This window comes from Sphaerisporangium dianthi (genome assembly GCF_042654065.1).
Taxonomy (GTDB): domain Bacteria; phylum Actinomycetota; class Actinomycetes; order Streptosporangiales; family Streptosporangiaceae; genus Sphaerisporangium; species Sphaerisporangium dianthi.
This window is the reverse complement of the sequence record NZ_JBHSFP010000030.1, coordinates 77,717-104,161: the sequence shown is the minus strand read 5'-3', so window position 1 is coordinate 104,161 and position 26,445 is coordinate 77,717. Positions and strand designations below refer to the sequence as shown.

Genomic DNA, 26,445 nt, shown 5'->3' with positions numbered 1-26,445 from the left:
CGTGCGCCTCGTCTTCGCCGGAACCCCGCAGACCGCCCTGCCGCCGCTCCGGGCGCTGCTCGACTCCCCCCGGCACGAGGTGGTGGCCGTGGTGACCCGGCCGGACGCCCAGTCCGGGCGGGGCCGCAAGCTCCACACCAGCCCCGTCGCCGAGCTGGCCGAGTCCGCCGGCATCGAGGTGCTCCGGCCGGCCAAGGCGGGCGATCCCGAGTTCCTGGCCCGGCTCAAGGCCATCGACCCCGACTGCTGCCCGGTCGTGGCCTACGGCGCGCTCCTGCCGCAGTCGGCGCTGGACATCCCCCGTCACGGCTGGATCAACCTGCACTTCTCGCTGCTGCCGGCCTGGCGGGGCGCCGCCCCGGTGCAGCACGCCGTGCTCCACGGCGACCCGATCACCGGGGCGGCGACGTTCCAGATCGTCAAGGCACTCGACGCGGGCCCGGTGTACGGGGTGGTGACCGAGGAGATCCGGCCCGCCGACACCAGCGGCGAGCTGCTGGCCCGCCTGTCGGAGGCCGGTGCGGGCCTGCTGGCGGCGACGCTGGACGGCGTGGAGGACGGCACCCTGGAAGCCCGTCCCCAGCCCGCCGAGGGCGTCAGCTACGCGCCCAAGATCGAGGTGTCCGACGCCCGGGCCGACTGGACGGCGCCCGCCATGCGCGTCGACCGGCTGGTGCGCGCCTGCACCCCCAACCCGGGGGCCTGGACCGAGTTCCGGGGCGCCCGGCTCAAGCTCGGCCCCGTCACGCTCGTGCCCGACGCCTCGGCGATCGTCCCCGGCGCCGGCGCGCTCGCGCCCGGGCAGATCGCCGTCGCCAAGGACACCGTCCTGGTGGGCACCGCCACCCACCCCGTGCGGCTCGGCGAGGTCCAGCCGCAGGGCAAGCGCCTGATGACCGCGGGCGAGTGGGCGCGCGGCGTGCGCCCGGCCGACGACGACCGGCTCGGCTGATGGGCGCTTCGAGCGGCGGCGGCCGCGCGGGCGGCGGGCGGCCGGCCACGGGCGGCAAGAGGCCCGGCGCGGGCGGCAGGCGGCCGAAGCCGGTCCGCGACGAGGCCCGCAACGTCGCCTACGACCTGATGCGAGCCGTCGACGAGCGCGACGCCTACGCCAACCTGCTGATGCCCACGCTGCTGCGCGAGCGCGGCCTGACCGGCCGTGACGCGGCCCTGGCCACCGAGCTCGCCTACGGCACACTGCGGGGACTCGGCACCTACGACGAGATCATCGCCGCCTGCAGCGACCGTCCGCCCGAGGAGATCGACCCGCCGCTGCTGGACGCCATCCGCATCGGCGTGCACCAGCTCCTCAAGATGCGAGTGCCCCCGCACGCCGCCGTCAGCGCCACCGTCGACCTGGTGCGGCTGCGCGTCGGCACCGGAGCCTCCAAGTTCGCCAACGCGATCTTGCGCAAGGTCGCCACCCGTGACTTCGACCAGTGGCTGCCCATCGTCGCGCCGGACGTGGAGGAAGACCCGGTGGGCCACCTCGCCGTGGCCTACAGCCATCCGCGCTGGATCGCCTCGGCGCTGCGCGACGCGGTCGGCGGCGACCTCGGCGAGGCGGCCGACCTGCTGGCCGCCGACAACGAGCGCCCCGCGGTGACCCTGGTCGCCTGGCCGGGGCGCAGCACCGTGGGCGAGCTGGTCGAGTCGGGCGCCGTCGCGGCCCGCTACTCGCCGTACGCGGCCTACATGCCCGAGGGCGACCCCGCGTCCATCGAGGCGGTCGCGCAGGGGCGCGCGGCCGTCCAGGACGAGGCCAGCCAGCTCGTCGCCCTGGCCCTGACCCGGGTGCCCGTGGAGGGCTCCGACGATCTCTGGCTGGACATGTGCGCGGGCCCGGGCGGCAAGGCCGGCCTTCTCGACGCGCTCGCCGTGCAGAACGACCGCCACCTGCTCGCCGCCGACCAGCGCTTCCACCGCGCCCGGCTGGTGTGGCGGGCCACCCGCAGGGCCGGGGTCATCACCGCCGACGGCACCGAGCCGGCCTGGCGTCCCGGCGTCTTCGACCGGGTGCTCGTCGACGCGCCCTGCACGGGCCTCGGCGCCCTCCGCAGGCGTCCCGAGGCCCGCTGGCGGCGGTCCCCCGACAGCGTCCCCGAGCTGGGCGCGCTCCAGCGGCGGCTGCTCGGCTCGGCCCTGGACGCCGCCCGCCCCGGCGGGGTCGTGGCGTACGTCACCTGCTCGCCGCACCTGGCCGAGACCCGCGTCGTGGTCGACGACGTGGTCAAGCACAGGAGTGACGTGGAGGTCCTGGACGCTCCCGCGTACCTGCGCGAGGTCGACCGCCTCGGCGAGGGCCCCTACGCCCAGTTCTGGCCTCACCACCACGGCACCGACGCCATGTTCCTCTCCCTCCTCCGCCGCACCTGACCCGCCACCCCGCCGTGTGGCGGTTTCTCCTGGCCGGTGTCCTCGACATCCTTCGGGGGAAGGACCCTTGATCTCAGGTGCCCGGCAAACCGGATCAAGCCGGTCGCGGTCAGGACGTGATCGGGGGTTCACGCTCGGCGACACGGGTCGGCGCCATGGGGGGACAGGGCGATGAACCTTGCTGATATTTCGCCGGAGCTATTAGCGATATCCCACATCCGGGCGGGCGGGCCCGCGGGATACAATTAACTATTTACCGCGCGGTAACCTCATTGACATGTGCGTGTCAGCATGGGTGTGGACGCCGCGGAGGTAGGCATGGAAAGGCCCGGCGATTCCATTGCCGCCGAGCTCGCCGCGGACGCGCCGGCCCTTGGGGGCGCCGCTCCTTCCGGCCGGCCCTGCGGTGTGGCGGACGGATCCCCGGCGGACCGAAAATTTATCTTGACGGGGCCGGGACGGGATGGGAATATCGCGAGTGATGAAGCTCGTACAAACGTGACATGAGACCTTACCCGTGAATGTCATGTGACTGACTCCTGAATGTCAGACGAGAGCGACATACCAGAACGTGGCTCATCGACCGGCGAACCTGTGTGGCCGTGCTCGGGATGCAACACGCTTCCGAAAACGGCGGCCCTCTGACGCCGGCCAACCTGAACGTGCTCGTCCTGATCGAACGGATGTGCCTGCCAAGGCTTTCGCGACGCTGAGATGCTCCCTAGGTGGGGGATGTTCCGTGCCGGTTCTCCGATCTGCTGGACAACGCGCTCATCACGGTGTCGCCACGGACTTCGAAAATATGCCGGCCGGCTTCGAACGCGGTCGTGGAGTTCGGCCCGTCATTCCGCGACGGGGGTGCGACATTCGAACTCGGTGACCCCCAGGCGGAGCAGGTGACGGCCTCGGCACTCCTATACCGCCGCGCGCCTCACGCTGATGTCCGAGCCGAGCGACACCGCCGTCGTGAAGGCCGATGCGTACGAGCCTTACCGGTGTCGGCTCGCCCTCTGTGAGCCGCTTGATCCGAACCATGACGTCGACTCGCCGCCCGTAGGCGAAGGAGCACACGTGATCCCTCATCACGAGGTCGTCCGCCCAGCCGCTGCGGCGCTGCGGGCGAGCCCGGCCGGACAACGGCGGTTCATGCGAGAAGGCTTCCGGCCGATGAAGATCTCGCTGCTCGGCCCGCTGGAGGTGCTGGACGCCGCCGGCAGCAGGATCACGCCGAGTTCCCTGCGGCAACGAATGCTGCTCGCTCACCTGTGTGTCGACGCGGGGCGTGTCGTCTCGGCCGATCAACTTCTGAGCGCCCTATGGCCGAGTGAGCGGCCTCGCACGTCGTTCACGGCACTTCAGGTGAACATCTCCAGGTTACGGAAGTACCTGGCGAACGCCGGAGTCGATCCCGGCACCGTGGTCACGGCGCCCGATGGATACGCGATAGACCTGGAATGCCACCAGCTCGACGTCCACGACTTCCGTGACCTGGTCGCGCAGGCGAGGCAGAGCGACCGGCAACGTCTCATGGAGTCGGCGACCCGGCAGCTCCGGCAGGCGCTGTCGCTGTGGCGAGGTGACCCGTTTCGCGATCTACGCGACTCGGTGGTCCTCGAGTGCGCGGCACGGGCGTTCGAGGAGGAGCGGAACGCCGCCTACGAGAGACTGATCCAGCTCGAGCTGGACCTCGGGCGCCACCAGCACATCATCGGCGAGCTGTACGAACTGACCTCGAGATTTCCCACCTGGGAGACGTTGCACGCACAGCTGATGATCGCGCTCTATCGAGGTGGCAGGACCGCCGAGTCCCTCACCGTCTACGAGGCGATCCGGCGGCGTCTGGTGGCGGAGCTCGGCATCGAGCCGTCGGGTTCCCTCAAGAGGATCCAGCTCGCCGTTCTGCGTCAGGACGACCAGCTCGAGTTCCCCGACCCCCAGGCCGCGGCGATGGTGCCGGGCGGAGCCGGTTGACCGCGTGACGCGGCGGATCCGCCCGAACGCGCCGGCGTTCCGCCGGCCGCCAGAGGCCAGGAAGCACGCCTGCCGGCGCGCACCCGGAGGACGCGGGTGACGCGCCGCGCCCACCTGATTCGCGATGGAGAAGGCCGGGCCACGCGGAAGATCGGCGACGATCGGCGCCAGGCACGTTTTCCCCGAGAGATTGACACCACGGGCACGGTTTCCCCCGGAGAGCGAGCGGGCTCGAAGCGCCGCTGACGCTCCGGACGGAAACCGTGCCCTTTTCTGATTCGGCGCCCCATTGCGCCTCGCCGTCGCCCGGCGTCCAAACGTTTTTCCTCCTGGTGCGAGATCACGCCTGTTTCCCCTTGTTCATCATGCCCCGCAGGCCTGTGCAACAGATCGGACAGCGATGTGAAAGGGCCCTGAAAACGTGGTGTAAACGAGGTGAAAGGGCGGCTGTCTAGCCTCGGTCACAGCGTACCGAAAGGCGCGGCGCGGTAGCGGGCGCGGCACGGCAGAATGCTCGATGAAAGGACAGCAGGTGTCTGATCCCGGAGAAGTCGAACGGTGGATCGTCGGCCGGTTGGCCGCGCTCACCGGCCGCGCCGCCGATGACATCGACCCCACGGACACCTTCGCCGGCCACGGGCTCGCCTCGGTCGAACTCGTCAGCCTGCTCGCCGAGCTCGAGGACCGGCTCGGCGCCCCGGTCGACCCGGCGGTGGCCTACCGCTGGGCCACCCCCGCGGCACTGGCCGCGGGCCTCGCGGGCGCCGGGCCCGCGCCGGCCCGCGACGGTCCAGACGCCGGGCACGGCGGCGTTCCGCACGACCCGGTCGTCATCGTGGGGGTGGCCTGCCGGTTCCCCGGTGGCGCCGACACGCCGCAGGCGTATTGGGACAACCTCGTCAAGGGCGTCCACGCGGTCACCGAGATCCCGGCGTCGCGCTGGCACGAGCCGCCGGCCTTCGATCCCGACCGGCCGACCTCCAGCCGCTACTCCTACACCCGCCAGGCGGCGTTCCTGACCGACGTGGCCGGATTCGACGCCGCGCTGTTCGGGCTCACGCCGCAGGAGGCGCTGCGCACAGACCCGCAGCACCGGCTGCTGATGGAGCTGGTGTGGGAGGCGCTGGAGAACGCGGGCATGCGGGCGGACGGCCTCGCCGGCCAGCGCACCGGGGTATTCGCGGGCCTGATGGACTCCGGCCAGTACGCCCGCCTGCAACGGGAGATGCACGGCGCCGGCCCGCTCACCGACCCGTACTTCGGGCTCGGCGCGGCGCCCAGCGTCGCCGCCGGGCGCATCGCGCACCGCCTGGACCTGCGCGGCCCCGCCGTCACGATCGACACGGCCTGCTCCTCGGCGCTGGTCGCGCTGCACCTCGGCGCGCAGAGCCTGCGCCGCGGCGAGACCGACCTGGTGATCGCCGCGGCGGCTTCGCTCATCCTGCACCCGGACGCCTTCGTGCAGGGATGCGCGATGTCGATGCTGGCGCGGGACGGCCGCTGCAAGACCTTCGACGCCGAGGCCGACGGCTTCGCCATGGGGGAGGGCGGTGGGGCGGTGATCCTCGAGCGCATGTCCGACGCGATACGCCACGGGCACCGCATCCGCGCCGTCCTGCTCGGCTCCGCCGTCAACCAGGACGGCCGCAGCAACGGGCTGACCGCGCCCAACATGGCGTCGCAGACCGCCGTCATCCGTGACGCCCTGGCCGACGCCGGCGTCGCCCCGCAGGAGGTGGCGTTCGTCGAGGCCCACGGCTCCGGCACCCCGCTCGGCGACGAGATCGAGCTGTCCGCCCTGCGAGAGGTGTTCGGCCAGGCGCCCCGCACCGCACCGCTGTGGGTCGGCGCCGTCAAGACCCAGGTCGGCCACCTGCTCGCGGCCGCGGGCATGGCCGGTCTGATCAAGACGGTGCTGGCTCTGGAACACGGCGAGCTGCCGCCGAACCTGCACCTGGACACACCCAACGGCGCCGTCGAGCCCGACGGGCCGGTCCGGCCCGCGCCGGGGCGCCTGGAGCTGCCGCCGGCGTCCGCCGCGGCCGTCGCCGGGGTCAGCTCCTTCGGCTGGTCCGGCACCAACGCGCACTGCGTGCTGCAGGCGCCCCCGGCCGGGGCCGTCGCGCCCGCCGCGGCCTCGGACGCGAGCCTGCTGCTCCTGTCGGCGGCGAGCCCCGAAGCGCTGCAAGAACAGGCGGCGGCCCTGGCCCGGCACCTGGCCGAGGCGCCCGCGTCCGACCTGGCCGACGTCGCCCGGACCCTTGACGAGGGACGCACCCGCCTGCCGGCGCGCCGCGCGCTGGTGGCCGCCGACACCGCCGACGCGGTGGCGCAGTTGTCGGCCGCGCCCTTCGTCTCGGGGCACGTGCTGCGGCACGCGGGCCACCGCCCCCGCGTGGCGTACCTGCTACCCGGCGTCGGCGACCACCACCAGGGCATGGGACGGGAGCTCTACGCGACCGAGCCCGCCTTCGCCGACGTCGTGGACCGGTGCCTGGACGTGCTGGCCCGCGACCACGGGGTCGACCTCGCCCCGCTGCTGTTCGCCGACCCCGAACCGGCCCGGCCGGACGCTGACGCATTCGCCGCCCTCGTGGCCGCGCGGCCGGGCGCCGCGGGCGAGGACCCGCTCACCCGCGCCCGCCTCTCCCACCCTTACGTGTTCACCGTCGAGATGGCCATGGCCGCGCTGCTCGGCAGCCGCGGCGTCCGCCCGGCCGCGCTGCTCGGCTACAGCCTCGGCGAGTACAGCGCGGCCTGCCTGGCCGGCGTGTTCACCCTGGAGGACGCGCTGGCCGTGGTGGTGCGGCGGGCCCGGCTCATCGAGACCGTCCCGCGTGGCGCCATGCTGGCCGTCGCCGCGGCCCCGGACGATCTCGGCGAGGTCCTCGCCGCCGGACCGATCGCCATCGCGGCCCTGAACGGGCCCGCCATGACGGTGCTGTCCGGCACCGCCGTCGCCGTCGCCGAAGCCGCCCGCCGGCTGGCCGACCGCGGAGTCGCCTCCGTGCGCATGCGCAGCGACCACGCCTTTCACTCCCCGCTGCTCGAGCCCGTGCGGTCCGAGCTGGCAGCGGTGATCGCGGGCGTCGCCCGTTCGGCACCCTCGGTGCCCATCGTCTCCAACACCACCGGAACCTGGCTGACCGACGAGGACGCGACCAGCCCGCGCTACTGGGCCGACCACCTCTGCCGGCCGGTGCGCTACGCACAGGGCGCGGCCGAACTGCGGCGGTTCGCCGGCGTCCTGGTCGAGGTCGGTCCCGGCGCCACCCTCGGCACGCTGCTGCGCCAGAACGGCCTCGCCGGGCCCGACGGCGTCGTCGTCGCCACCCTGCGCTCGCCCGGGGAGCGCCGTACGCGGCCAGGCCCCGGCGCCGGCGAGCGGGGTACCGTGCTGCGCGCCCTCGGCGACCTGTGGGAACGCGGCGCGGGCGAGCCCGGCCACGGCGGCGCCGGCCGGATCGTGAGCCTGCCGACCTACCCGTTCCAGCGCTCGCGCCACTGGCCCGAGCCGGACCCGGACGCCGCCTCCCCGCTCACGCGAGCCGCGCCGCCGGGCCTGCTCACCTACGTCCCGGAGTGGACCCGCGACGGCCTCCGGCCGGCCCCGGACACAGCCCCGGCGCCCGCGGGACGGCACCTGATCCTGGCGGACCCGGACGGGATCGGCGCGCACCTGGCCGCGCGGCTGCGCGCCGAGGGCGGCACGGTGCTGGAGGCGCGTCCCGGCGACGGCTACCACCGGCGGGGCGACCTGTGCACGATCGACCCCGCCGACGCCGGCCACTACCGCCGGCTCGTCGCGGAACTCGATGACGGCCCCGGCCCGGTGAGCGTGGTCCACCTGTGGAGCCTCGTCCCCGGCGCGCTGTTCGGCGACGCGGCGCACGACCCCGACGCCACGCTCGACGGCGCGCTGCGTCACGGTTTCGACAGCCTGTTGCTGCTCACCCAAGCGCTGGGCGTCCAGGTATCCGGACCCGACCTGTGCCTGCTGACCGTGTCGGCCGGCTGCGCCGAGGTCATCGGCGGGGACGCGCCCGCGCCCGAGCGGGCCGTGGTGCACGGGTTCGGACGCTCGCTCACCCACGAGTACCAGGGGGCGCGCTGGTCGGGACTGGACGTCGACACCCGCGGCGGCGTCGCCGAGCGCGCCCGTCAGGTCCACGAGGAGCTGCGGCGGCTGCGGCTGGGTGAGCAGCACACCGGCCCTGGCGCGCTGGTCGCCTGGCGGCGGGAACACCGGTGGACCCGGGCCTGGCGGCCGGAGACCACCGGCGCCCGGCTCCCCATCGGCGAGGGCGCCACCGCCTGGCGGCCGGACGGCGTCTACCTCATCACCGGCGGCACCCGCGGCCTCGGCCTGGCCCTGGCGCGGGAACTCGCCCGCGCCGGCGTACGCCGGCTGGCGCTGCTGGGACGCGGCCCGCTGCCCCCGCTCGCGGACCTGCCCGCCGCGGCCCGGGCGGGTGACGAGCGGCTCGCGCGGACCGCGCGCGGCGTCGCCGAGCTGACCGCACTCGGGGCGCACGTACTGCTGCTCGGCGCGGACGCCGGCGACCCCGATCAGCTGCGCCGGGCGGTGGGCGAGGCACGGAGCCACTTCGGCGCGCTGCATGGGGTAGTGCACGCCGCCGGTGTCCCCGGCGGCGGTCTCATCCAGCACAAGACCCCGGCGCAGGCGCGGACCGTGCTCGCGCCCAAGGTCGCCGCCCTCGGCCCGTTGCTGGAGCTGATCGGGCCGGATGTCCCGAAGGGCGAGCGGCTGGAGCTGCTGCTGTGCTACTCCTCGGTCGCCGGCGAGGTCGGCGGCCCGGGCGAGAGCGACTACGGGGCGGCCAACGCCGTGCTCGACGCGTTCGCCGCCGCGGTCGACGAGCCGGCCGGAACCCGTGTCTGCTCCGTGCTGTGGGGACCGTGGCGGCACGACGCCTGGCAGTCGGCGGCGCTGGCCCACTCGCCGGCGCTGGCCCAGGCCGTACGCGACTACCGCGAGCGCCATGGCATCGGTGAGGCCGAGGGCAGCGCCCGCGCGGCGAGCCTCGCAGCGCAGGGCCGGTCCACCGTCATGGTCGTCGGCGAGCCGCTGGACCTGCTCGCCCGGCGCTGGGCGCGGCTGCACACCCCGCCCACGGCGCCCTTCGCCGGCGAGGCGGGCGGCGAAGGGGAGACCGCCGAGGCCGGCCGCCATCCGCGGCCCGTGCTCCGCCAGGCCTACGTCGCGCCGCGCAACGCGCTGGAGCGGCAGGTGGCGAGGGTGTGGAGCGCGTACCTCGGCATCGGCGAGATCGGCGTGCACGACCCGTTCTTCGACCTCGGGGGCAACTCTCTGGTCGGCATGAGCATCGTGCGCGCACTGGAGGAGCAACTGCAGGTGAGCGTGCCACCTGCCGCGCTGTTCGAGCATCCCACGATCGCGGAGCTCGCCACCCGGATGGGCGGAGAGCCGGACGGGGCGGAGCCCCTCGCGGCGGGGGAACGCGGGCGGCGCCGGCGGCAGGCACGCGCGGGCAACGGCGGCGAGCGAAGGCGAGGGGGGACGGCGTGACGGACCAGACCAGCACCGGGCTATCGGGCACCGACATCGCGATCGTCGGTATGGCGGGCCGGTTTCCCGGCGCCGCCGACACCCGCGAACTGTGGGCACTGCTCCACGACGGCAGGACCGGTGTCACCCAATTCACCGACGACGAACTGCGCGGCGCCGGGGTGCCCGAGCATCTGCTGGCCGACCCGGCGTACGTGAAGGCCGGCGCGGTGCTCGACGGCGTCGACCTGTTCGACCCGGCGTTCTTCGGCCTGTCGGCGAAGGAGGCGCAGCTGCTCGACCCGCAGCAGCGGCTGTTCCTGGAGTGTTCCTGGACGGCGCTGGAGGACGCCGGCTGCGACCCGTCGCGCTTCGACGGCCTGATCGGCACCTTCGGCGGCGCCGCGTGGAGCACCTACCTCACCAACAACCTGCTGCCCAACAGACCGCTCGTCGCCTCCACCGGCGAGCTCGCGATCGGCCTGGGCAACGAGAAGGACTCGCTCACCACCCGGGTGTCGCACATCCTCGGCCTGGCCGGGCCGTCTCTGGGCATCCAGAGCTACTGCTCGACCTCGCTGGTCGCCGTCGCCACCGCCGCCACCAGCCTGGCCGGCGGCGAGTGCGACCTCGCCCTGGCCGGCGGCGTCTCCGTGCAGGTGCCGCACCGGGTCGGCTACCTCTACCAGGAAGGCGGGATGACCTCGCCGGACGGCAGCTGCGCCGCGTTCGACGAGTCGGCGCTGGGCACTCCGGTGGGCAGCGGCGTCGCGGTGGTGGCGCTGCGCCGGCTGCGGGACGCGCTGCGCGACGGCGACCGGGTGTACGCGGTGATCCGCGGCTGGGCGGTCAACAACGACGCCGGCCGCAAGGTCGGCTTCACCGCTCCGGGCGTCGGCGGCCAGGCCGCCGTGGTCGCCGAGGCGCTGGCCAGCGCCGGCCTCGTCCCCGGCGACATCGGCTACCTGGAGGCGCACGGCACGGGAACGGCGCTCGGCGACGCGGCCGAACTCGCCGCCCTGCAGAAGGTGTTCGACGGGCAGACCTGCCTCATCGGCTCGGTGAAGACGAACGTCGGCCACCTCGACCGCGCCGCCGGGGCCACCGGCCTGATCAAGACCGCGCTCAGCCTGCACCACGGGCAACTGCCCGCCACCCTCAACTTCCGCACGCCCAACCGCCAGCTGCGCCTGGGCGGCGCCACCCTCGACGTGGTCACCGAGCGGCGCGACTGGGCCCGGGGCGAGCGCCCGCGACGGGCCGGGGTGAGCGCCTTCGGCATCGGCGGCACCAACGCGCACGTGGTGCTGGAGGAGGCGCCGCACGTCGCCCGGGAGACGACCGGTGGCACGGGCGTGGAACTGCTGGTCTGGTCGGGCCGCACCGCGTCGGCCGCCGACCGGCTCACCCGGCGGCTGGCCCAGCGGCTTTCCGGCGACACCCCCGAAGGCTTCCTCGCCGACGTCGCGTACACGCTGCAGCGCGGCCGGACCGCGTTCGAGCACCGGCGGTTCCTCGTCGCCGCCGACGCGGGTGCGGCCGCGACGGCCCTGCGCGCGGGATCGGACGTGGCCGCGCGCCCGGAGCCGCGCACCGACCGGGCGGTCGCGCTGCTGGTCCCGGACCGGCACATCGACCTCGGCTGGGCAGAGGGCCTGCACGCCGCCGAGCCGTGGTTCCGCGACCCGGTCGAGGACTGTCTGGCGCGGGCCGCGGAGATCACCGGCGCCCCGATCCCGAGCCTGGCCGCGAGCCCGCCACAGGTCGCCGCGTTCGCCGCCGCGTACGGGCTGGGCCGGTGGCTGAGGGCCCGCGGGGTCGCGGCCGCCGCGGTGCTCGGACACCGGACAGGCGTGGCCGTCGCCGCCTGCCTGGCCGGCGCGCTGCCGCTACGGGAGGCGCTCGCGGTCGCGATGACGGCCGCCGAGCCGACCGGCGAGGCGGCACTGGCCGGCTGGCTGCGGCGGCACGTCACCTTCAGCGCGCCCGCGACCGCCGTGTGGTCGAACCTCACCGGCGAGCCGCTCGACGCGACCGCCGCCCGGGACCCCGAGACGTGGGCACGACTGCTGACCGCCGCGGGCCGGCCGGCGGCGGAGGCGCTGTCCCGCGACGAGGGGACGGTGCTGCTCGAACTCGGCGCCGGCGGCCTGCTGCCGGGCGCGGCGCGAGGCCAGGGGCACGCCGGCCTGACGCTGCGCCTCGACAGTGACACCGCCACGGACACGGACACCGCCACGGACACCGCCACGGCTCAGCGCGCCGCGTACGCCCTGATCGGACGGCTGTGGCTCGCGGGCGTGCCGGTGGACTGGGCACGGTTCCACGAGGGCCGTCCGCTGCGGAAGGTCGACCTGCCCGGCCACCCGCTCGACCGCGCGCGCTACTGGATCGACCCGCCCGCCGTGGTCACGCCCGCCGCGGCCGGCGTCACCACGGCCGCCTGGGCCGCCGCGACACCTGCCGGGGCCGGCGTCGCCCGCTCCCTCGACGCGGCCGGCTCCGCCGCGGCGGGTCCGGGAGCCGGCGCGGACACGGCCGGCGCGGGAGCCGGGGCGGACCCGGCCGTCTGTCCGTCCGGACCGGGCGCCGGGTCGGCCGCGGAGCCGCCCGGCGAGGGGTTCCTCACCGCGCCGGCGTGGGAGTCGGCGCCGGAGCCCTCGCCCGCACCGTGGTCCTCCACGCCGCACGTCCTGCTCCTCGCCGACGACGGCCCGACGGGACGGGACCTGCGCACCCGCCTCACGGAGCTGGGCGTCCCCATCACCGTGGCGCGCCCGGGGGCCGGGCTCCGGCTCGCCGGCGACGGCTGCGCCATCGACCCCGACCGCCCCGACCATTACGCGGACCTGGTCCGCTGGGCCGGGGAACAGGCCGGCGACCGGCCCGTGCTGGCCATGCACCTGTGGGCGCTCGACGCGCGCGACCCGGCGCGGAGCGCGGACCTGGGCTTCGCGAGCGTCGCCGCGCTGGCCCGCGCGCTCGGCGAGTCGGCCCTTCGGGGACCGCAGCTGCTGGCCGTCACCCGCGGCGGGTGCGCGGCGGCGCCCGGCGACGTCCCCGTGCCCGAGCAGGCCGCGGTCGCCCCGGTGTGCCTGGTCGCGCGCCAGGAGTACCCGGGGCTGCTCTGCCGCGCCGTGGACCTCGGCGCGGACCGCGCGGACGCCGCTGGCGTGGCGGACGCGCTGCTGGAGGAGGCCCGTCGGCCCGCACACGACATCGCGGTCGCGCTGCGCGACGGCGTCCGTCTCGTCGCCCGGCACGCGCCCGTCCCGGCACCGGCGGCGCCTCGCTCGGCGATCCGGGCGGGCGGCACCTACCTCATCACCGGCGGGCTCGGCGACGTCGGCCCGCTCGTCGCGACACACCTGGCCGAGCGCGGCGCGGCCCGCGTCGTGCTCACCAGCAGGACCGGACGGGCCGGGACCCTGCCGCCCGCGCTGCGCCGCCTGGCCGCCGCCGGCGCCGAGGTGGAGATCGCGATCGCCGACGTCACCGACGCGGCGCGCATGCGCGAGCTGGTCACCGAGCTCACGCGGCGGCACGGCCGCATCGACGGGGTCGTCCACGCGGCCGGCGAGACCGGGGCGGACGGCTTCGTCGCACTGCGCGACCTGGGCGCGGCCGATACGGCGCGGCACTTCGCGCCCAAGCTCGGTGGGGCGCGGGTCCTGCGCGAGGTGCTGGACGAGCTGCCCGCGGCCCAGGCTCCCGACTTCTGCCTGCTGTTCTCGTCGGTCGCCGTGCTGCTCGGCGGCATCGGCTTCGCCGCGTACGCGGCCGCCAACGCCGCGCTGACGGCGCTCGCCGAGGCGGCCGGGGCCGAGGCGGGTGGGACCGTGCCGGGCGGGACGCGCTGGCTCGCCGTGCAGTGGGACACCTGGGCCCCGACCGCGCGGCGCCTCGCCGGCGGGCCGGGCGCGGCGTTCGTCGCCCACGCGATGACGGTGGACCAGAGCACGGCCGCCCTCGACGGCGCGCTCGCGTCGGCGTACCCGGCGATGACGGCGACCGCCGCGGACCCGGCGCGGCGCATCGCGGGCCGGCTGCCCGAGCCGGCCGCCGCCCCGGCGCCGGAGGTGCAGCGGTTCCCGCGCCCGGACCTGGCGCAGCCGTTCGTGCCGCCCGCGCCGGGCGTCGAACGCCGGCTCGCCGCGATCTGGGCCGAGCAGCTCGGCCTGCGGGAGGTCGGCGCGCAGGACAACTTCTTCGACCTCGGCGGCAACTCGCTACTAGGGCTGCAGTTGCTGGCGAGCGTGGCCCGGGAGTTCGGCACGCGGCTGCCGGCCGTGGCGCTGTTCGAGGCGCCCACCGTGCGGAGCCTGGCCACGCTGCTGCCGCCGCCCGCCGCGCCGGCCGAGGCCACTCCCGTCGAGCCCCGCCCGGAGCCGGCGGCGGCGCCCATCACGCTCACCACGCCCGTCGCCCCGGTCGCGCCCGTCGTGCCCATCGCGACGCTGCGGCCTGCGGCCGCCCCCGCCCCCGGAGCCACCGCGCCGGTCGCCCCTGTGGCGGGCGCCCCCTCACGCGACCAGCGCATCGCCATCGTCGGCATGTCCGGACGGTTCCCCGGCGCCGCGAACGTCGCCGAGCTCTGGCAGAACCTGCTCGACGGCACCGAGTCCATCAGCTTCTTCAGCCCGGAGGAACTCGCAGAGGCGGGCGTCGGCCCCGAGCTGTCGGCGCGGCCCGACTACGTGCCGGCCCGGCCCGTGCTCGACGGCATCGCCGACTTCGACGCCGGGTTCTTCGGCTTCAGCCCCCGCGCCGCCGCGCTGACCGACCCGCAGCAGCGCATGTTCCTCGAGGTGTGCTGGGAGGCCCTGGAGCACGCCGGGTACGGCGCGCCCGGCGGACGCGGCAGGGTCGGGGTGTTCGGCGGCACCAACATCAGCACCTACTTCATGCACTCCCGGCAGTACGACATGCTCGCCTCGGGGGAGGTCAACGACTACGAGGCCGTGATGGGCAACGACAAGGACGCCCTCACCACCACCGTGTCCTACACCTTCGACCTCACCGGGCCCAGCATCGCGGTGCAGACGTTCTGCTCCACCTCCCTGGTGGCGGCGCATCTGGCCTGCCGCAGCCTGCGGGCGGGGGAGTGCGAGCTGGCCCTGGCCGGCGGCGTGTCCATCCGGGTGCCGAACCGGGTCGGGCACCTCTACCAGGAGGGCGGCATGGCCTCGCCCGACGGGCACGTACGCGCCTTCGACGCCCAGGCGCGCGGCAGCATGTTCGGCGACGGCGCCGCGGTGGTGGTGCTCAAGCCGCTGGCCGACGCGTTGCGCGACGGCGACACCGTCTGGGCCGTCATCCGCGGCTCGGCGATGAACAACGACGGCGCGATGAAGGTCGGCTACACCGCGCCCAGCGTCGCCGGGCAGGCCACGGTGATCCGCGAGGCGCTGGCCGACGCGGGCGTGCGCCCGCGGGACGTCGGCTACGTCGAGGCGCACGGCACCGGCACGCCGCTCGGCGACCCGATCGAGGTGGCGGCGCTGACCCGGGCTTTCGGCCCGGGCGTGGAGCGCGCCTCATGCGCGCTCGGGTCGGTGAAGACCAACGTCGGGCACCTCGACCGGGCCGCGGGCGTCACCGGGCTGATCAAGGCGGCGCTGGCGGTGCGGACCGGGGTGCTTCCCCGGCAGCTGCACTTCACCGAGCCCAACCCCGAGATCGACTTCGCGGGCGGCCCGTTCTACGTCCAGGCCGAGCTGACGCCCTTCCCCGGCGGCCCGGACCGTCCGCGCATCGCCGGGGTCAACTCGCTGGGCATGGGCGGCACCAACGTCCACATGGTGGTCGAGCAGCCGCCGGCGGCCGACCCGGCCGAACCGGCCGGGCACGCGCGCCGCTACCATCCGCTGCTGCTGTCCGCGCGCGGCGACGAGGCCGCCGAGCAGGCATGCCGGCGCCTCGGCGAGCGACTGCTGGCCGACGACGCCCCCGAGCTCGCCGACGCGGCCTTCACCCTGCTGACCGGACGCGCCGTGTTCGGCCACCGCCGCGCCCTGGTCACCGGTTCGCTCCAGGAGGCGGGCGCGTCGCTGGCCGGCCTGCCGGGCGCCCCGGGGCCGATGGCCCGCACCGACGCCACCGTCGGGCGCCGCGCCGCGTTCGTGTTCGCGGGCGTCGGCGAGCAGTACCCCGGCATGGTCACCGAGCTCTACCGGCGGGAACCGGTGTTCCGCGCGGCGCTCGACGAGTGCGCGGCGGTGATCCGGGAGTGCGATCCCCGTATCGACACGGTCGGGCTGCTGACCGGCGCGCGGGCGGGCGGACACGACCTCGCCGCGCTGCTGGGCCGCGCCGCGGACGCCGGCTCCGGTGACGACCGGGCCGCGGCGCTGCGGCGCACCGACGTCGCGCAGCCGCTGGTGTTCGCCGCCGAGTACGCGATAGCGCGCACGCTGATGGCCTGGGGCGTCCAGCCGGAGCTCATGATCGGCTACAGCCTCGGCGAGTACGTGGCGGCCTGCCTGGCCGGTGTGCTCTCGCTCCGGGACGCGCTGCGGCTGGTGACCCACCGGGCGGCGCTGATCTCGACCATGCCCGCCGGGGCGATGCTCGCGGTGCCGCTGTCGCAGGCGCGGCTGCGCGACCGGTTCGGCCCGCTCGAGCCGGCCGGGCTGGACGTGGCCGTGGTCAACGGCGCCGACAGTGTCGTCGTGGCGGGCACGGTGACCGCCGTGCGGGAACTGGCCGCGCGGCTGACCGCGGAGGGCGTGGCCAGCCGTGAGCTGGACACCACCCACGCGTTCCACTCCCGGCGGCTCGCGCCGCTGCGTGCGGAGCTGACCGCCTGGATCGCGGCGAACGTGACGCTGCACCCGCCGGTGACGCCCTACCTGTCCAACGTGACCGGTGCGCTCGCCTGCGCCGACCTGGTCCGCGATCCGGCGTACTGGGCGCGCCACATGTGCGAGACGGTGCGCTTCGCCGACGGCGTGCGCGCCGTCGTCGACCGGTCCGACCTGGCCGTCGTGGAGATCGGCCCGGGCCAGTCGCTCGGCGCGATGATCCGCTCCTCCGACTGTCCACGCGAGCGGTGGCCGCTCATCGTCGCCACCCTGCCCGCCGCCCACGACCCGCGCCCCGACGACCTGACCCTGACCGACGGCCTGGCCCGGCTGTGGCTGGCCGGCGTGAGCGTCGACGGGCAGGCCGTGTACGGCCCGGCGGGCGGCGCACGCGCCCGGAGACGGGTGCCGCTGCCCACGTATCCGTTCCAACGCCGGCGGTACTGGCTCGACAGCGCCTCCGGCGGCGGTCCGCGACCGGCGGGGGCACCGGCGCCGGGTCAGGAAGGCGGTGGCCCGCTGGCGGAGGCCGGCCGGCTGCCCCGGCTCGACGAGCAGGACTGGCTGTACGCCCCGACGTGGCGGCAGCTGTCCCCGGTCGGCGACGTCAGGCCGGCCACCGGCTCGTGGCTGGTCTTCACCGGCGCGGGCCGCGCCGCCGCGCTCACCACGGCCGTGCGCGACGCGGTGGCCGCGGCCGGCGGCGACACCGTCCTGGTGCACGCCGGACCGGCGTACGCCGAGGACGGCGACGGGTTCCGCGTCCGCCCCGGCTCGCTGGAGGACACCGTGCGGCTGCTGCGGGAGCTGCGTGCGCGCGGGCTCCGGCCGGATCGGGTGCTGCACCTGTGGACGCTGGCCGACCCGCCGTCCGAGCAGGAGCACATCCGGCTCGGATTCGAGACGCTCACCGCGCTGGCCCGCGCCGCGGGCGAGGTCGGCTGGGGCGACTGGGCGCTGGACGTGGTGACCCGGGCCACCCAGCAGGTGCTGCCCGGCGACGAGCTCCGGCCGGCCCGGGCCATGGTCACCGGCCCGGTGCGGGTGATCCCCCTGGAGTACCCACGGGTGCGTACCCGCCTGATCGACGTGACCGACGCCGCCGACCCGTGCGTCCTCGGCGCGGTGCTGGCCGGCGACGGCGAGCAGGTGGTGGCGGTGCGCCACGGCCTGCGCTGGGCCTGCGACCACACCCGGCTGCCCGGCCTGGCCGACGGCGGCGACCCGCTGCGAGACGAGGGCGTCTACCTGATCACCGGCGGCCTCGGCGGCATCGGCCTGGCGATGGCGCGGGAGCTGGCGCGTGAGCGCCGCGCGAGGCTGGTGCTGCTCGGCCGCACCGGCCTGCCGCCGCGCCGGACCTGGGACGCGATCGCCGCCGGTGCGGCCGGCGAGGTCGACGAGCAAACCCGGCGGCGGGTGACCGCGGTGCGCGGCCTGCTGGACGCCGGCGCCGAGGTCGAGGTCGTCGCCGGGGACGTGAGCAGCCTGCCCGACGTGGAGAAGGCCGTCGGCCGCGCGTTCGAGCGGTTCGGCGCGCTGCACGGCGTCTTCCACGCCGCGGGCGTGCCCGGCATCGGACTGATGCAGCTGAAGGACCCGGCCGACTTCGGCCGGGCGCTCGCCCCGAAGGTCGCCGGTACCGAGGCCCTGGCCGCGGCCCTGCGCACCGGGCAGAGCGACGAGATCGCGCTCGACTTCCTGGTGCTGTTCTCCTCGATCACCTCGGTCACCGGCGGCGGCCCCGGCCAGGTCGACTACTGCGCCGCCAACGCCTACCTCGACGCCTTCGCGCGAGTCCGCGCGGCCACCGGCCGGCGCACCGTCGCCGTCGGCTGGGGCGAGTGGCGCTGGAACGCCTGGTCGGCCGGCCTGGACGGTTACGACCCGGCGCTGCGCGAGTTCTTCACCCGGCACCGGGCCCGCTTCGGCATCGGCTTCGACGAGGGCTGGCGGGCACTGCGCCGAAGCCTGGCGGCCGGCCTGCCGCACGTCATCGTGTCCACCCAGGACTTCGGCTCGATCGTGCGCCTGAGCACCGGCTTCGACGTGGACACCGTGCGCCGGCCGGGCGACGACACGCCCGGCGGCCGCTACCCGCGCCCTGAACTGGCCACCGCGTACGCCGCGCCGCAGACCGCGACCGAGCAGGTCGTCGCCGGGGCCTGGGGCGAGGTGCTGCGGCTGGACCAGGTCGGCGTCGCCGACAACTTCTTCGAGCTCGGCGGCAACTCGCTGATCGGCATCGACCTGATCGGGCGGCTGCGAGTGGCCTTGGACCTGGCCGAACTGCCGCCGCACGTGCTCTACGAGGCGCCCACGGTCGAGGAACTGGCCCGGCTCGCCGACACGCTCCGGCACGGCGCCGACGGCGACCGGCCCGGCGCGGACGGGCGGCGCCAGGACCGGGCCGACCGGCGGCGCGTGGCCCTGCGGAACGGCACGCCCCAGCGAAGGAGGAAGTGATGAACCAGCCGGACGACGCCGAGACCGGCGCGGCCGTGGCCGTCATCGGGATGGCCGGGAGGTTCCCTGGCGCCGCCGACGTCCACGGGCTCTGGGACGCGCTGATGGCCGGCCGCGCCGGGCTGCGCCGGGCGACCGACGAGGAACTGCGCGCGGCCGGAGTCGGCGACGACCGGCTCGCCGACCCGCAGTATGTGCGGGTGACCGCGCCCGTCGACGACGTGGCGCTGTTCGACGCCCCCTTCTTCGGGCTGACCCCGGGCGAGGCCGAGGCGACCGACCCGCAGTACCGCCTGTTCCTCGAATGCTGCTGGGAGGCGCTGGAAGGGGCCGGCTACCGGCCCGACCGGATGCCCGGCTCCACCGGCGTCTTCGGCGGCTGCGGCTTCAGCCACTACCTGCAGCAGAACCTGCTCACCCGTCCCGACCTCACCGGCTCGCTGCGCAAGCTGCAGTTCGCCGCGGGCAACGACCGCGACGCGCTCACCACGATGGTGTCCTACAAGCTCGGCCTGCGCGGCCCCAGCCTCGGCGTGCAGAGCTTCTGCTCGACCTCGCTGTCGGCGGTGCACCTGGCCGTGCAGAGCCTGCTGACCTACGAGAGCGACGTCGCGCTGGCCGGCGGCGCCTCGATCGACCTGCCCCAGCCGGCGGGCTACCGGTACGAGGAAGGCGGGATCGTCTCCCCGGACGGGACGGTGCGCAGCTTCGACGCCGCGGCCAACGGCACCGTCGTGGCCAACGCGGTGGGCGTGGTGGCGCTCAAGCGACTCGACGACGCCCTGCGCGACGGCGACCAGATCCACGCCGTGGTCCTCGCCTCGGCGATGAACAACGACGGCCGAGGGAAGGCCGGCTACTCCGCCCCGGGCACCGCCGGCCAGGCCGCGGTCATCGAGGACGCGATCCGGCTGTCCGGAGTGGATCCGGCCGGCATCGGCTACATCGAGTGCCACGCCACCGGCACCATGCTCGGCGACTCGGTCGAGCTGTCCGCGATGCGCCAGGCGTTCGCCGCGATCGAGCAGGAGCGCCCGCCCGCCGGCCCGCGCCCGGTGACCGTTCTGGGCTCGCTCAAACCGACCCACGGGCATATGGACCGCGCCTCCGGCGTGGCCGGGCTCATCCGCGCCTGCCTGGCCCTGCGTCACGGAGTGCTCCCCGGCACGCCGCACTACCGCACGCCCAACGCGGCGCTGGCCGAGGCGGGCGGCCGGTTCTCCGTTCTGACCGAGCGGCGGCCCTGGCCCGGCGACGGCGGTTCCCGCCACGCCGGGGTGAGCTCGTTCGGCCTCGGCGGCACCAACGTGCACGTGGTGCTGCGCGAGCCCCCGGACCCGGCCCCGCGGCCGGCCGGGTCCGGGCCGTACCTGCTGGCCTGGTCCGCGCGCGACGAGGACGCGGTGGCCGCGGTCGCGCGGCGGCTGCGCGCGCACCTGTCCGCGAACCCGGGCCTCGACCTCGGCGACGTGGCGTACACCCTGCAGCGGTCGCGGACCGGATTCGCGGTCCGCGCACACGTGGTCTGCGCCGACCGTGACGACGCGCTGGCCGCGCTCGCCGACCAGGTGCGCTGGTCCACCGGGACCGCCGAGCGCCGCGACCCGCCGGTACGGCTCGACCTGCCCGACGCCGACCCGCCCTGCGCCCAGGCCTGGAAGGAACTCGCCGGCGCGATCCCCGGCCTGGCGGACGCCGGCGGCCCGGCGGACCTGGTCCGCCTGCTGGCCGGGGTGGGCCTGCGGATCGCCGAGCTCACCGGCCCGGCCCACCGGCGCGACGAGCTCGCCGACCTGCCGCTCGCCGAGCCTTCCGCGCCGGCCGGGCCGGCGCTGAGCCTGACGCCGCCCGACCGGGGCGCGGCCGCCTGGCTGCTGCACCGCCTCGGCGACCTGTGGCTGTCCGGAGTGGAATGGGACTGGGCGGCGCTCTCCGACGGCCACCGGCGCCGGGTGGCCCTGCCCACCTACCCGTTCCGCCGCCGGCGCTACTGGATCGAGCCGGGACGTCCGGCCGAGGCCACCGCCGTCACCGGCGAGCCCGACCTGTCCCGCCGCGGCGAGGTCGCCGACTGGTTCTACCAGCCGGTCTGGCGCGCCCGGCCGCTGTTCGCCGAGGCGTCCGCGCGGCGGCTGCGCGAACTCGGGCCCTGGCTGGTCCAGGCGGACGGCCCGCTCGGCGAGGCGGTGACCGCCCGGCTGCGCGCCGCCGGAGCGCAGGTGTGGACGGTACGCCAGGGACAGGCGTTCGGCGGCTCCATCGCCGGCGGCTTCACCGTGCGCGTCGACGACCACGGCGACCACGAACGTCTCGTCGAGGCGCTCGGCACGCCGCCCCGCACCGTGCTGTGGGGCCCCGGACCCGGCGGGCCCGTCCCGGCCGGCGCCGGCGCGCACGAGCGGGCCGCGGCCTTCGACCAGGCCCAGCGGCACGGCTTCCACGGCGCCCGCGCGCTGGCCGCGGCGCTGCTGCGCGGGCCCGCCGCCGAGCCGACGCGGATGCTGCTGCTCAGCCGCCTCGCGCAGCACGTCGTGGGCGACGACCTGCGCCGCCCCGAGGACGCCACCCTGGGCGGCCTCGCGCTGGTGCTCAACCAGGAGCACACCGGCATCCGCTGCCGCCACGTGGACCTGGACGTCCCCTGGGACGAGCCGCCGCCGGACCAGGCGGTGAGCGACCTGCTCGCCGAGGCCTGCGAGGACGGCGACCCGCAGGTCGCCCACCGCGACGGCGGCCGCTGGGTGTGCGACTACGAGCCGCTGCCGGTGCCGCCCGTCGCCCGCGACGCGGCCCGGCCCGGGCTGCCCGACGGCGCGGTCGTGCTCATCACCGGCGGCCTGGGCGAGGTCGGGTTCGCGATCGCCGAGCACCTGGCCCGCACCGTCCGCGCCCGGCTGGTGCTGACCGCGGCCTCCGCGCTTCCGCCGCGCGAGGAATGGCAGGCGTGGCTGGACCGCCCGGACCTGACCGAGCGGGTGCGCCGCGCCCTGCGCAACGTGCTGGCGCTGGAGGAGGCGGGCGCCGAGGTGCTCGCGCTGACCGCCGACGCCGCCGACCCCGAGCGCATGCGCGAGGTCGTCGCCGCGGCCGAGGAGCGGTTCGGGCGGCTGGACGCGGTGGTGCACGGCGCGGGCGTGTCGCATCAGGACCACTTCGGCGCCGCCGTCGCGATGACGGCGGCGCAGGCCGCGGCGCACTTCCGGCCGAAGGTGCACGGCTTCCTCGCCCTGCAGGAGGCGCTCGGCGACCGGGCGCCGCACCGGCTGACGCTGTCGTCGCTGGCGGCGGTCCTCGGCGGGCTGGGCTTCGCCGCGTACGCCGGCGCCAACGCGGCACTGGACGCGTACGCGCTCGCGGAGAGGCAGGCCGGGGCCGGCCGCTGGCTGTCGGTGGACTGGGAGGCGTGGCGCACCCGCGCCGAGGCGCACCTCGCGCCGGGCACGACCATCGCCGCGTACGCGATGACCGTCACCGAGGGCCTGGAGGTCTTCGACCGGGCCTGGTCGCTGATCCCGCGGCTCGGGCGGCTGGTCACCTCAAGCGGCCCGCTCGCGGCCCGGCAGGCCCAGTGGACGGCCTCGGCGCCCGCCGCGCCGGCGCCCGGGCAGGTCCCCGCGCCGCGCCATCCCCGACCCGATCTGACCACCCCGTTCGTGCCGCCGGCGACGACGCTGCAGCGGCGCCTTTCGCGAGTGTGGAGCGAGGTGCTCGGCGTCGAGCCCATCGGCCTGGACGACGTCTTCTTCGAGCTCGGCGGCCACTCCCTGCTCGCCACCCAGCTGACCGGCCAGGTGCGGCGCGAACTCGGCGTCCCGGTGTCGGTGATGACCGTGTTGCACCACCCGACCCTGCGCCGGTACGCCGCCGAGCTCGCCACCGTGGCCGGCGAATGACCCACCACCCGAGAGGAGAACGTTGACCATGAGCGTGATCGGTGTCGCCGGAGCCGGCGTCATGGGCGCCGGCGTGGCCCAGAACCTCGCACAGACCGGGCACCAGGTGGTCCTCATCGACAAGGACCGGCAGGCGCTCGACACGGCGTTGCGGAAGATCGAGACGCAGGCGCGGATGAGCCGGCTGCTCGGCGGCCCGGCCGTGGACGCCGCCGCCGTGCTGGCGTCGATCACCACCGCGGTCGGTCCCGGGGCCCTGGCCGAGACCGACTTCGTGATCGAGAACATCACGGAGAACTGGGAGCTCAAGCGCGAGCTCTACCGGGAGATGGACCAGATCTGCAAGCCGGAGACCGTGTTCGTGGTCAACACCTCCGCGCTGCCGATCACGAAGGTGGCCTCGGTGACCGGCCGGCCGGACCAGGTGATCGGCGTGCACTTCATGAACCCGGTGCCGATGAAGCCGGCGGTGGAGCTCATCCCGGGCCACCACACCTCGGCCGAGACGGTGCGGCGCACCCGCGAGCTGCTCGGCGCGATGGGCAAGAAGGCGGTCGACGTCAAGGACGCCTGCGGCTTCATCTCCAACCGGGTGCTGATGCTGACCGTGAACGAGGCCGCGTTCCTGGTGCACGAGGGCGTCGCCACCGCCGAGGCCGTGGACGAGGTCTTCCGCAGCTGCTTCGGCCACCCGATGGGGCCGCTGGAGACCGCCGACCTGATCGGCGTCGACACCATCCTCTACAGCGTCGAGGTGCTGTACGAGCACTACAACGACGGCAAGTACCGGCCCTGCCCGCTGCTGCGCACCATGACCGACGCCGGCCTGCACGGACGCAAGTCCGGCCGCGGCTTCTACGACTACGGCACCTCCGCCTGACCGGCCGGGCAGTTCGGTCCGGCCGCAACCACCACCGGGAGGGACACCATGTCCGACCACGACACCACGACCATCGCCGCCTTCGTCCACCAGCGCTACCCGCAGGTGGAGTTCGCCCACGACCAGGACATCTTCTCGCTCGGCTTCGTGAACTCGCTGTTCGCGACCGAGCTGGTCATGTTCGTGGAGAAGACGTTCGGCTTCACGGTGCCCAACGAGGAGCTGCGCATCGACAACTTCCGCACCATCGACTCGATCGCCGCGCTGGTCGGCCGCCAGACGGCGACGGTCTGACGGCGGACACGGCGATGACCTCCTCGCTGACCGAGCCCCCCGCCCTCGACCTGGCCCCGGCCGTGGACCGGGCCGCGGCACGGCGCTTCGCGCAGACCCACGTGGCGCCGCTGGCCGGCCGGTTCGACCAGGACGGCCGCGTCCCGCAGGAGACGCTCGACCAGATCGGCGCGGCGGGGCTGTGGGCGCCGTTCCTGCCGGTCGAGTACGGCGGCCGGGGTGCCTCGATGCTGACCGTGGGCCACGTTCACGAGGAGGTGGGCCGTGCCTGCTCGTCGGTGCGCAGCCTGCTGACCGTGCACGGGATGGTGTCCTGGGCCGTGCTGCGCTTCGGCGGCCCGGAGCAGAGGCGGCGGTGGCTGCCGCCGCTCGCCGCGGGAACGGTGCTGGGCGCGTTCTGCCTGTCCGAGCCGGGCGCCGGCAGCGACGCCGCGAACCTGACCGCCCGGGCGACCCGCGGAGCGCGGGGCTGGGTCGTCGACGGCGTCAAGAAGTGGATCACCGGAGGCCAGCGCGCCGATCTGTTCCTGGTGTTCGCGCGGACCGGCAGCGGCATCGGCGCGTTCCTGGTGCCGCGCGACGCCCCGGGCGTGACCGTGACCCCGATCCACGGCATGCTCGGCACCCGCGGCAGCATGCTCGCCGAGATCACCTTCGACGGCGCGCAGGCCGGACCCGACGCCCTGGTCGGCCCGGACGGCTTCGCCGCCGGCATGGTCATGACCGGCGTGCTGGACCTGGGCCGCTACAGCGTCGCCGCCGGATCGGTGGGCATCCTGCAGGCCTGCCTGGACGCCTGCGCCCGCTACACCGCCCGGCGCGAGGTGAGCTCCGGACCGCTGCGCGACCTGCAACTCATCCAGGCGAAGGTGTCCGACATGGTCACCGACACCCGCGCCGCGCGGCTGCTCTACGAGGAGGCGGGGCGGCTCAAGGACCGGGGCGACGCCGGCACGCTCATGGCCACCTGGGTCGCGAAGTACTTCGCCTCCGTCGCGGCCGCCCGGCACGCCGCCGAGGCCGTGCAGATCCACGGCGCCGCCGGCTGCGGCCCCGGACACCCCGTGGAGCGGCTGTACCGCGACGCCAAGGTCATGGAGATCATCGAGGGCAGCAACGAGATCCAGCGGATCACGATCGCCGCCGACGCATACAGGGAGACCTCTCATGGGTGACGAACTGTTCGAGGAGAAGCGCCGCGGCCGGGTCAAGTGCGTGGTCTGGGACCTCGACCACACGCTGTGGGACGGCGTGCTGCTCGAGGACGGCACGGTGACGGTCAGGCAGGAGGTCGCCGACGCGATCCACGCGCTCGACGGGCTCGGCATCCTGCACTCCATCGCGAGCAAGAACGAGCACGAGGCGGCCTGGGAACAGCTCGAGAAGGCAGGCCTCGCCGACTTCTTCCTTCACCCGCAGATCGGGTGGAACGCCAAGTCGCACTCGGTCCGGCGGATCGCCAAGAAGCTCAACATCGGGCTCGACGCGATCGCCTTCGTCGATGACCAGGAGTTCGAACGGGCCGAGGTGGCCGCGGCCTGCCCGCAGGTCGTCTGCGTGGACCCGGCCGACCTCGCCGAGGCGCTGCGGACGCCGGAGTTCCGGCCCCGGTTCGTCACCGACGAGTCGCGGCTGCGCCGCGAGATGTACCTCGGCCAGATCAGCCGCGACGACGAGGAGGAGCGCTTCGTCGGCACCAGCGAGGAGTTCCTCGCCCAGCTCAAGCTGGTCGTCCGCATCGAGACCGCCGCACGTGACGATCTCCAGCGCGCCGAGGAGCTCACCGTCCGCACCAACCAGCTCAACTCGACCGGCCGCACCTACTCCTATGACGACCTCGACAAGCTGCGCACCTCCGGCGACCACCTGCTGTACGTGGTCACCCTGGACGACCGGTTCGGCTCCTACGGCAAGATCGGGCTGGTCCTCGTCGAGACCTCGGAGAAGATCTGGCGCCTGCGCCTGCTGCTGATGTCGTGCCGGGTGATGTCGCGCGGCGTCGGCACGATCGTGCTCAACCACCTTCTGCGCCAGGCTCGCGACGCCGGCGTGGAACTGCACGCCGATCTGGTCGAGACCGGCCGCAACCGGATGATGCAGATCGCCTACGCCTTCGCCGGGTTCCGCGAGATCGACCGCGACGACCGGCAGGTGACGCTGCGGGCCGACCTTGAGGCGATCCCGCCCCTGCCGTCCACCGTCACCCTGCTCACCGGCTGACCGGGCGGGAGA

General features: G+C 75.1%; 10 protein-coding genes. All 10 read left to right on the top strand.

Features of this window, described 5'->3' with window-relative positions:
• Window position 1 precedes the first annotated feature (1 nt).
• Window positions 2-952 (top strand): methionyl-tRNA formyltransferase, encoded by a 951-nt coding sequence (gene fmt / locus ACFO60_RS31815; RefSeq protein WP_380847809.1) that lies wholly within the window; start codon window positions 2-4, stop codon window positions 950-952.
• A complete protein-coding gene (locus tag ACFO60_RS31810; RefSeq protein WP_380847806.1) occupies window positions 952-2,376 on the top strand; it encodes an RsmB/NOP family class I SAM-dependent RNA methyltransferase in 1,425 nt (474 codons plus the stop codon). Before fmt ends, ACFO60_RS31810 begins: the two co-directional genes overlap by 1 nt.
• 1,071 nt (window positions 2,377-3,447) lie before the next feature.
• The gene (locus tag ACFO60_RS31805; RefSeq protein WP_380847803.1) at window positions 3,448-4,347 is read left to right on the top strand and encodes an AfsR/SARP family transcriptional regulator; all 900 of its coding nucleotides are present in this window, start codon (window positions 3,448-3,450) and stop codon (window positions 4,345-4,347) included.
• Between the two features lie 532 nt (window positions 4,348-4,879).
• Complete coding sequence (locus ACFO60_RS31800) at window positions 4,880-9,898, top strand: SDR family NAD(P)-dependent oxidoreductase (protein ID WP_380847800.1); 5,019 nt, start codon at window positions 4,880-4,882, stop codon at window positions 9,896-9,898.
• Window positions 9,895-19,146 carry an SDR family NAD(P)-dependent oxidoreductase gene (locus tag ACFO60_RS31795; protein ID WP_380847797.1) on the top strand — a complete coding sequence of 3,084 codons (9,252 nt, stop codon included), beginning with the start codon at window positions 9,895-9,897 and terminating at the stop codon, window positions 19,144-19,146. The genes ACFO60_RS31800 and ACFO60_RS31795 overlap by 4 nt, the downstream gene beginning before the upstream one ends.
• Window positions 19,146-23,039 (top strand): SDR family oxidoreductase, encoded by a 3,894-nt coding sequence (locus ACFO60_RS31790; RefSeq protein ID WP_380847794.1) that lies wholly within the window; start codon window positions 19,146-19,148, stop codon window positions 23,037-23,039. The genes ACFO60_RS31795 and ACFO60_RS31790 overlap by 1 nt, the downstream gene beginning before the upstream one ends.
• Before the next feature lie 28 nt (window positions 23,040-23,067).
• Window positions 23,068-23,919, top strand: a complete 852-nt coding sequence (locus tag ACFO60_RS31785) for a 3-hydroxyacyl-CoA dehydrogenase family protein (RefSeq protein ID WP_380847792.1) — start codon at window positions 23,068-23,070, stop codon at window positions 23,917-23,919.
• A gap of 48 nt (window positions 23,920-23,967) precedes the next feature.
• Window positions 23,968-24,213: an acyl carrier protein gene (locus ACFO60_RS31780; RefSeq protein WP_380847790.1), complete on the top strand. Its 246-nt coding sequence runs from the start codon at window positions 23,968-23,970 to the stop codon at window positions 24,211-24,213.
• A 14-nt stretch (window positions 24,214-24,227) separates the two neighbouring features.
• Window positions 24,228-25,388: an acyl-CoA dehydrogenase family protein gene (locus ACFO60_RS31775; protein ID WP_380847787.1), complete on the top strand. Its 1,161-nt coding sequence runs from the start codon at window positions 24,228-24,230 to the stop codon at window positions 25,386-25,388.
• Window positions 25,381-26,433 (top strand): HAD-IIIC family phosphatase, encoded by a 1,053-nt coding sequence (locus tag ACFO60_RS31770; protein WP_380847784.1) that lies wholly within the window; start codon window positions 25,381-25,383, stop codon window positions 26,431-26,433. Before ACFO60_RS31775 ends, ACFO60_RS31770 begins: the two co-directional genes overlap by 8 nt.
• Window positions 26,434-26,445: the final 12 nt, after the last annotated feature.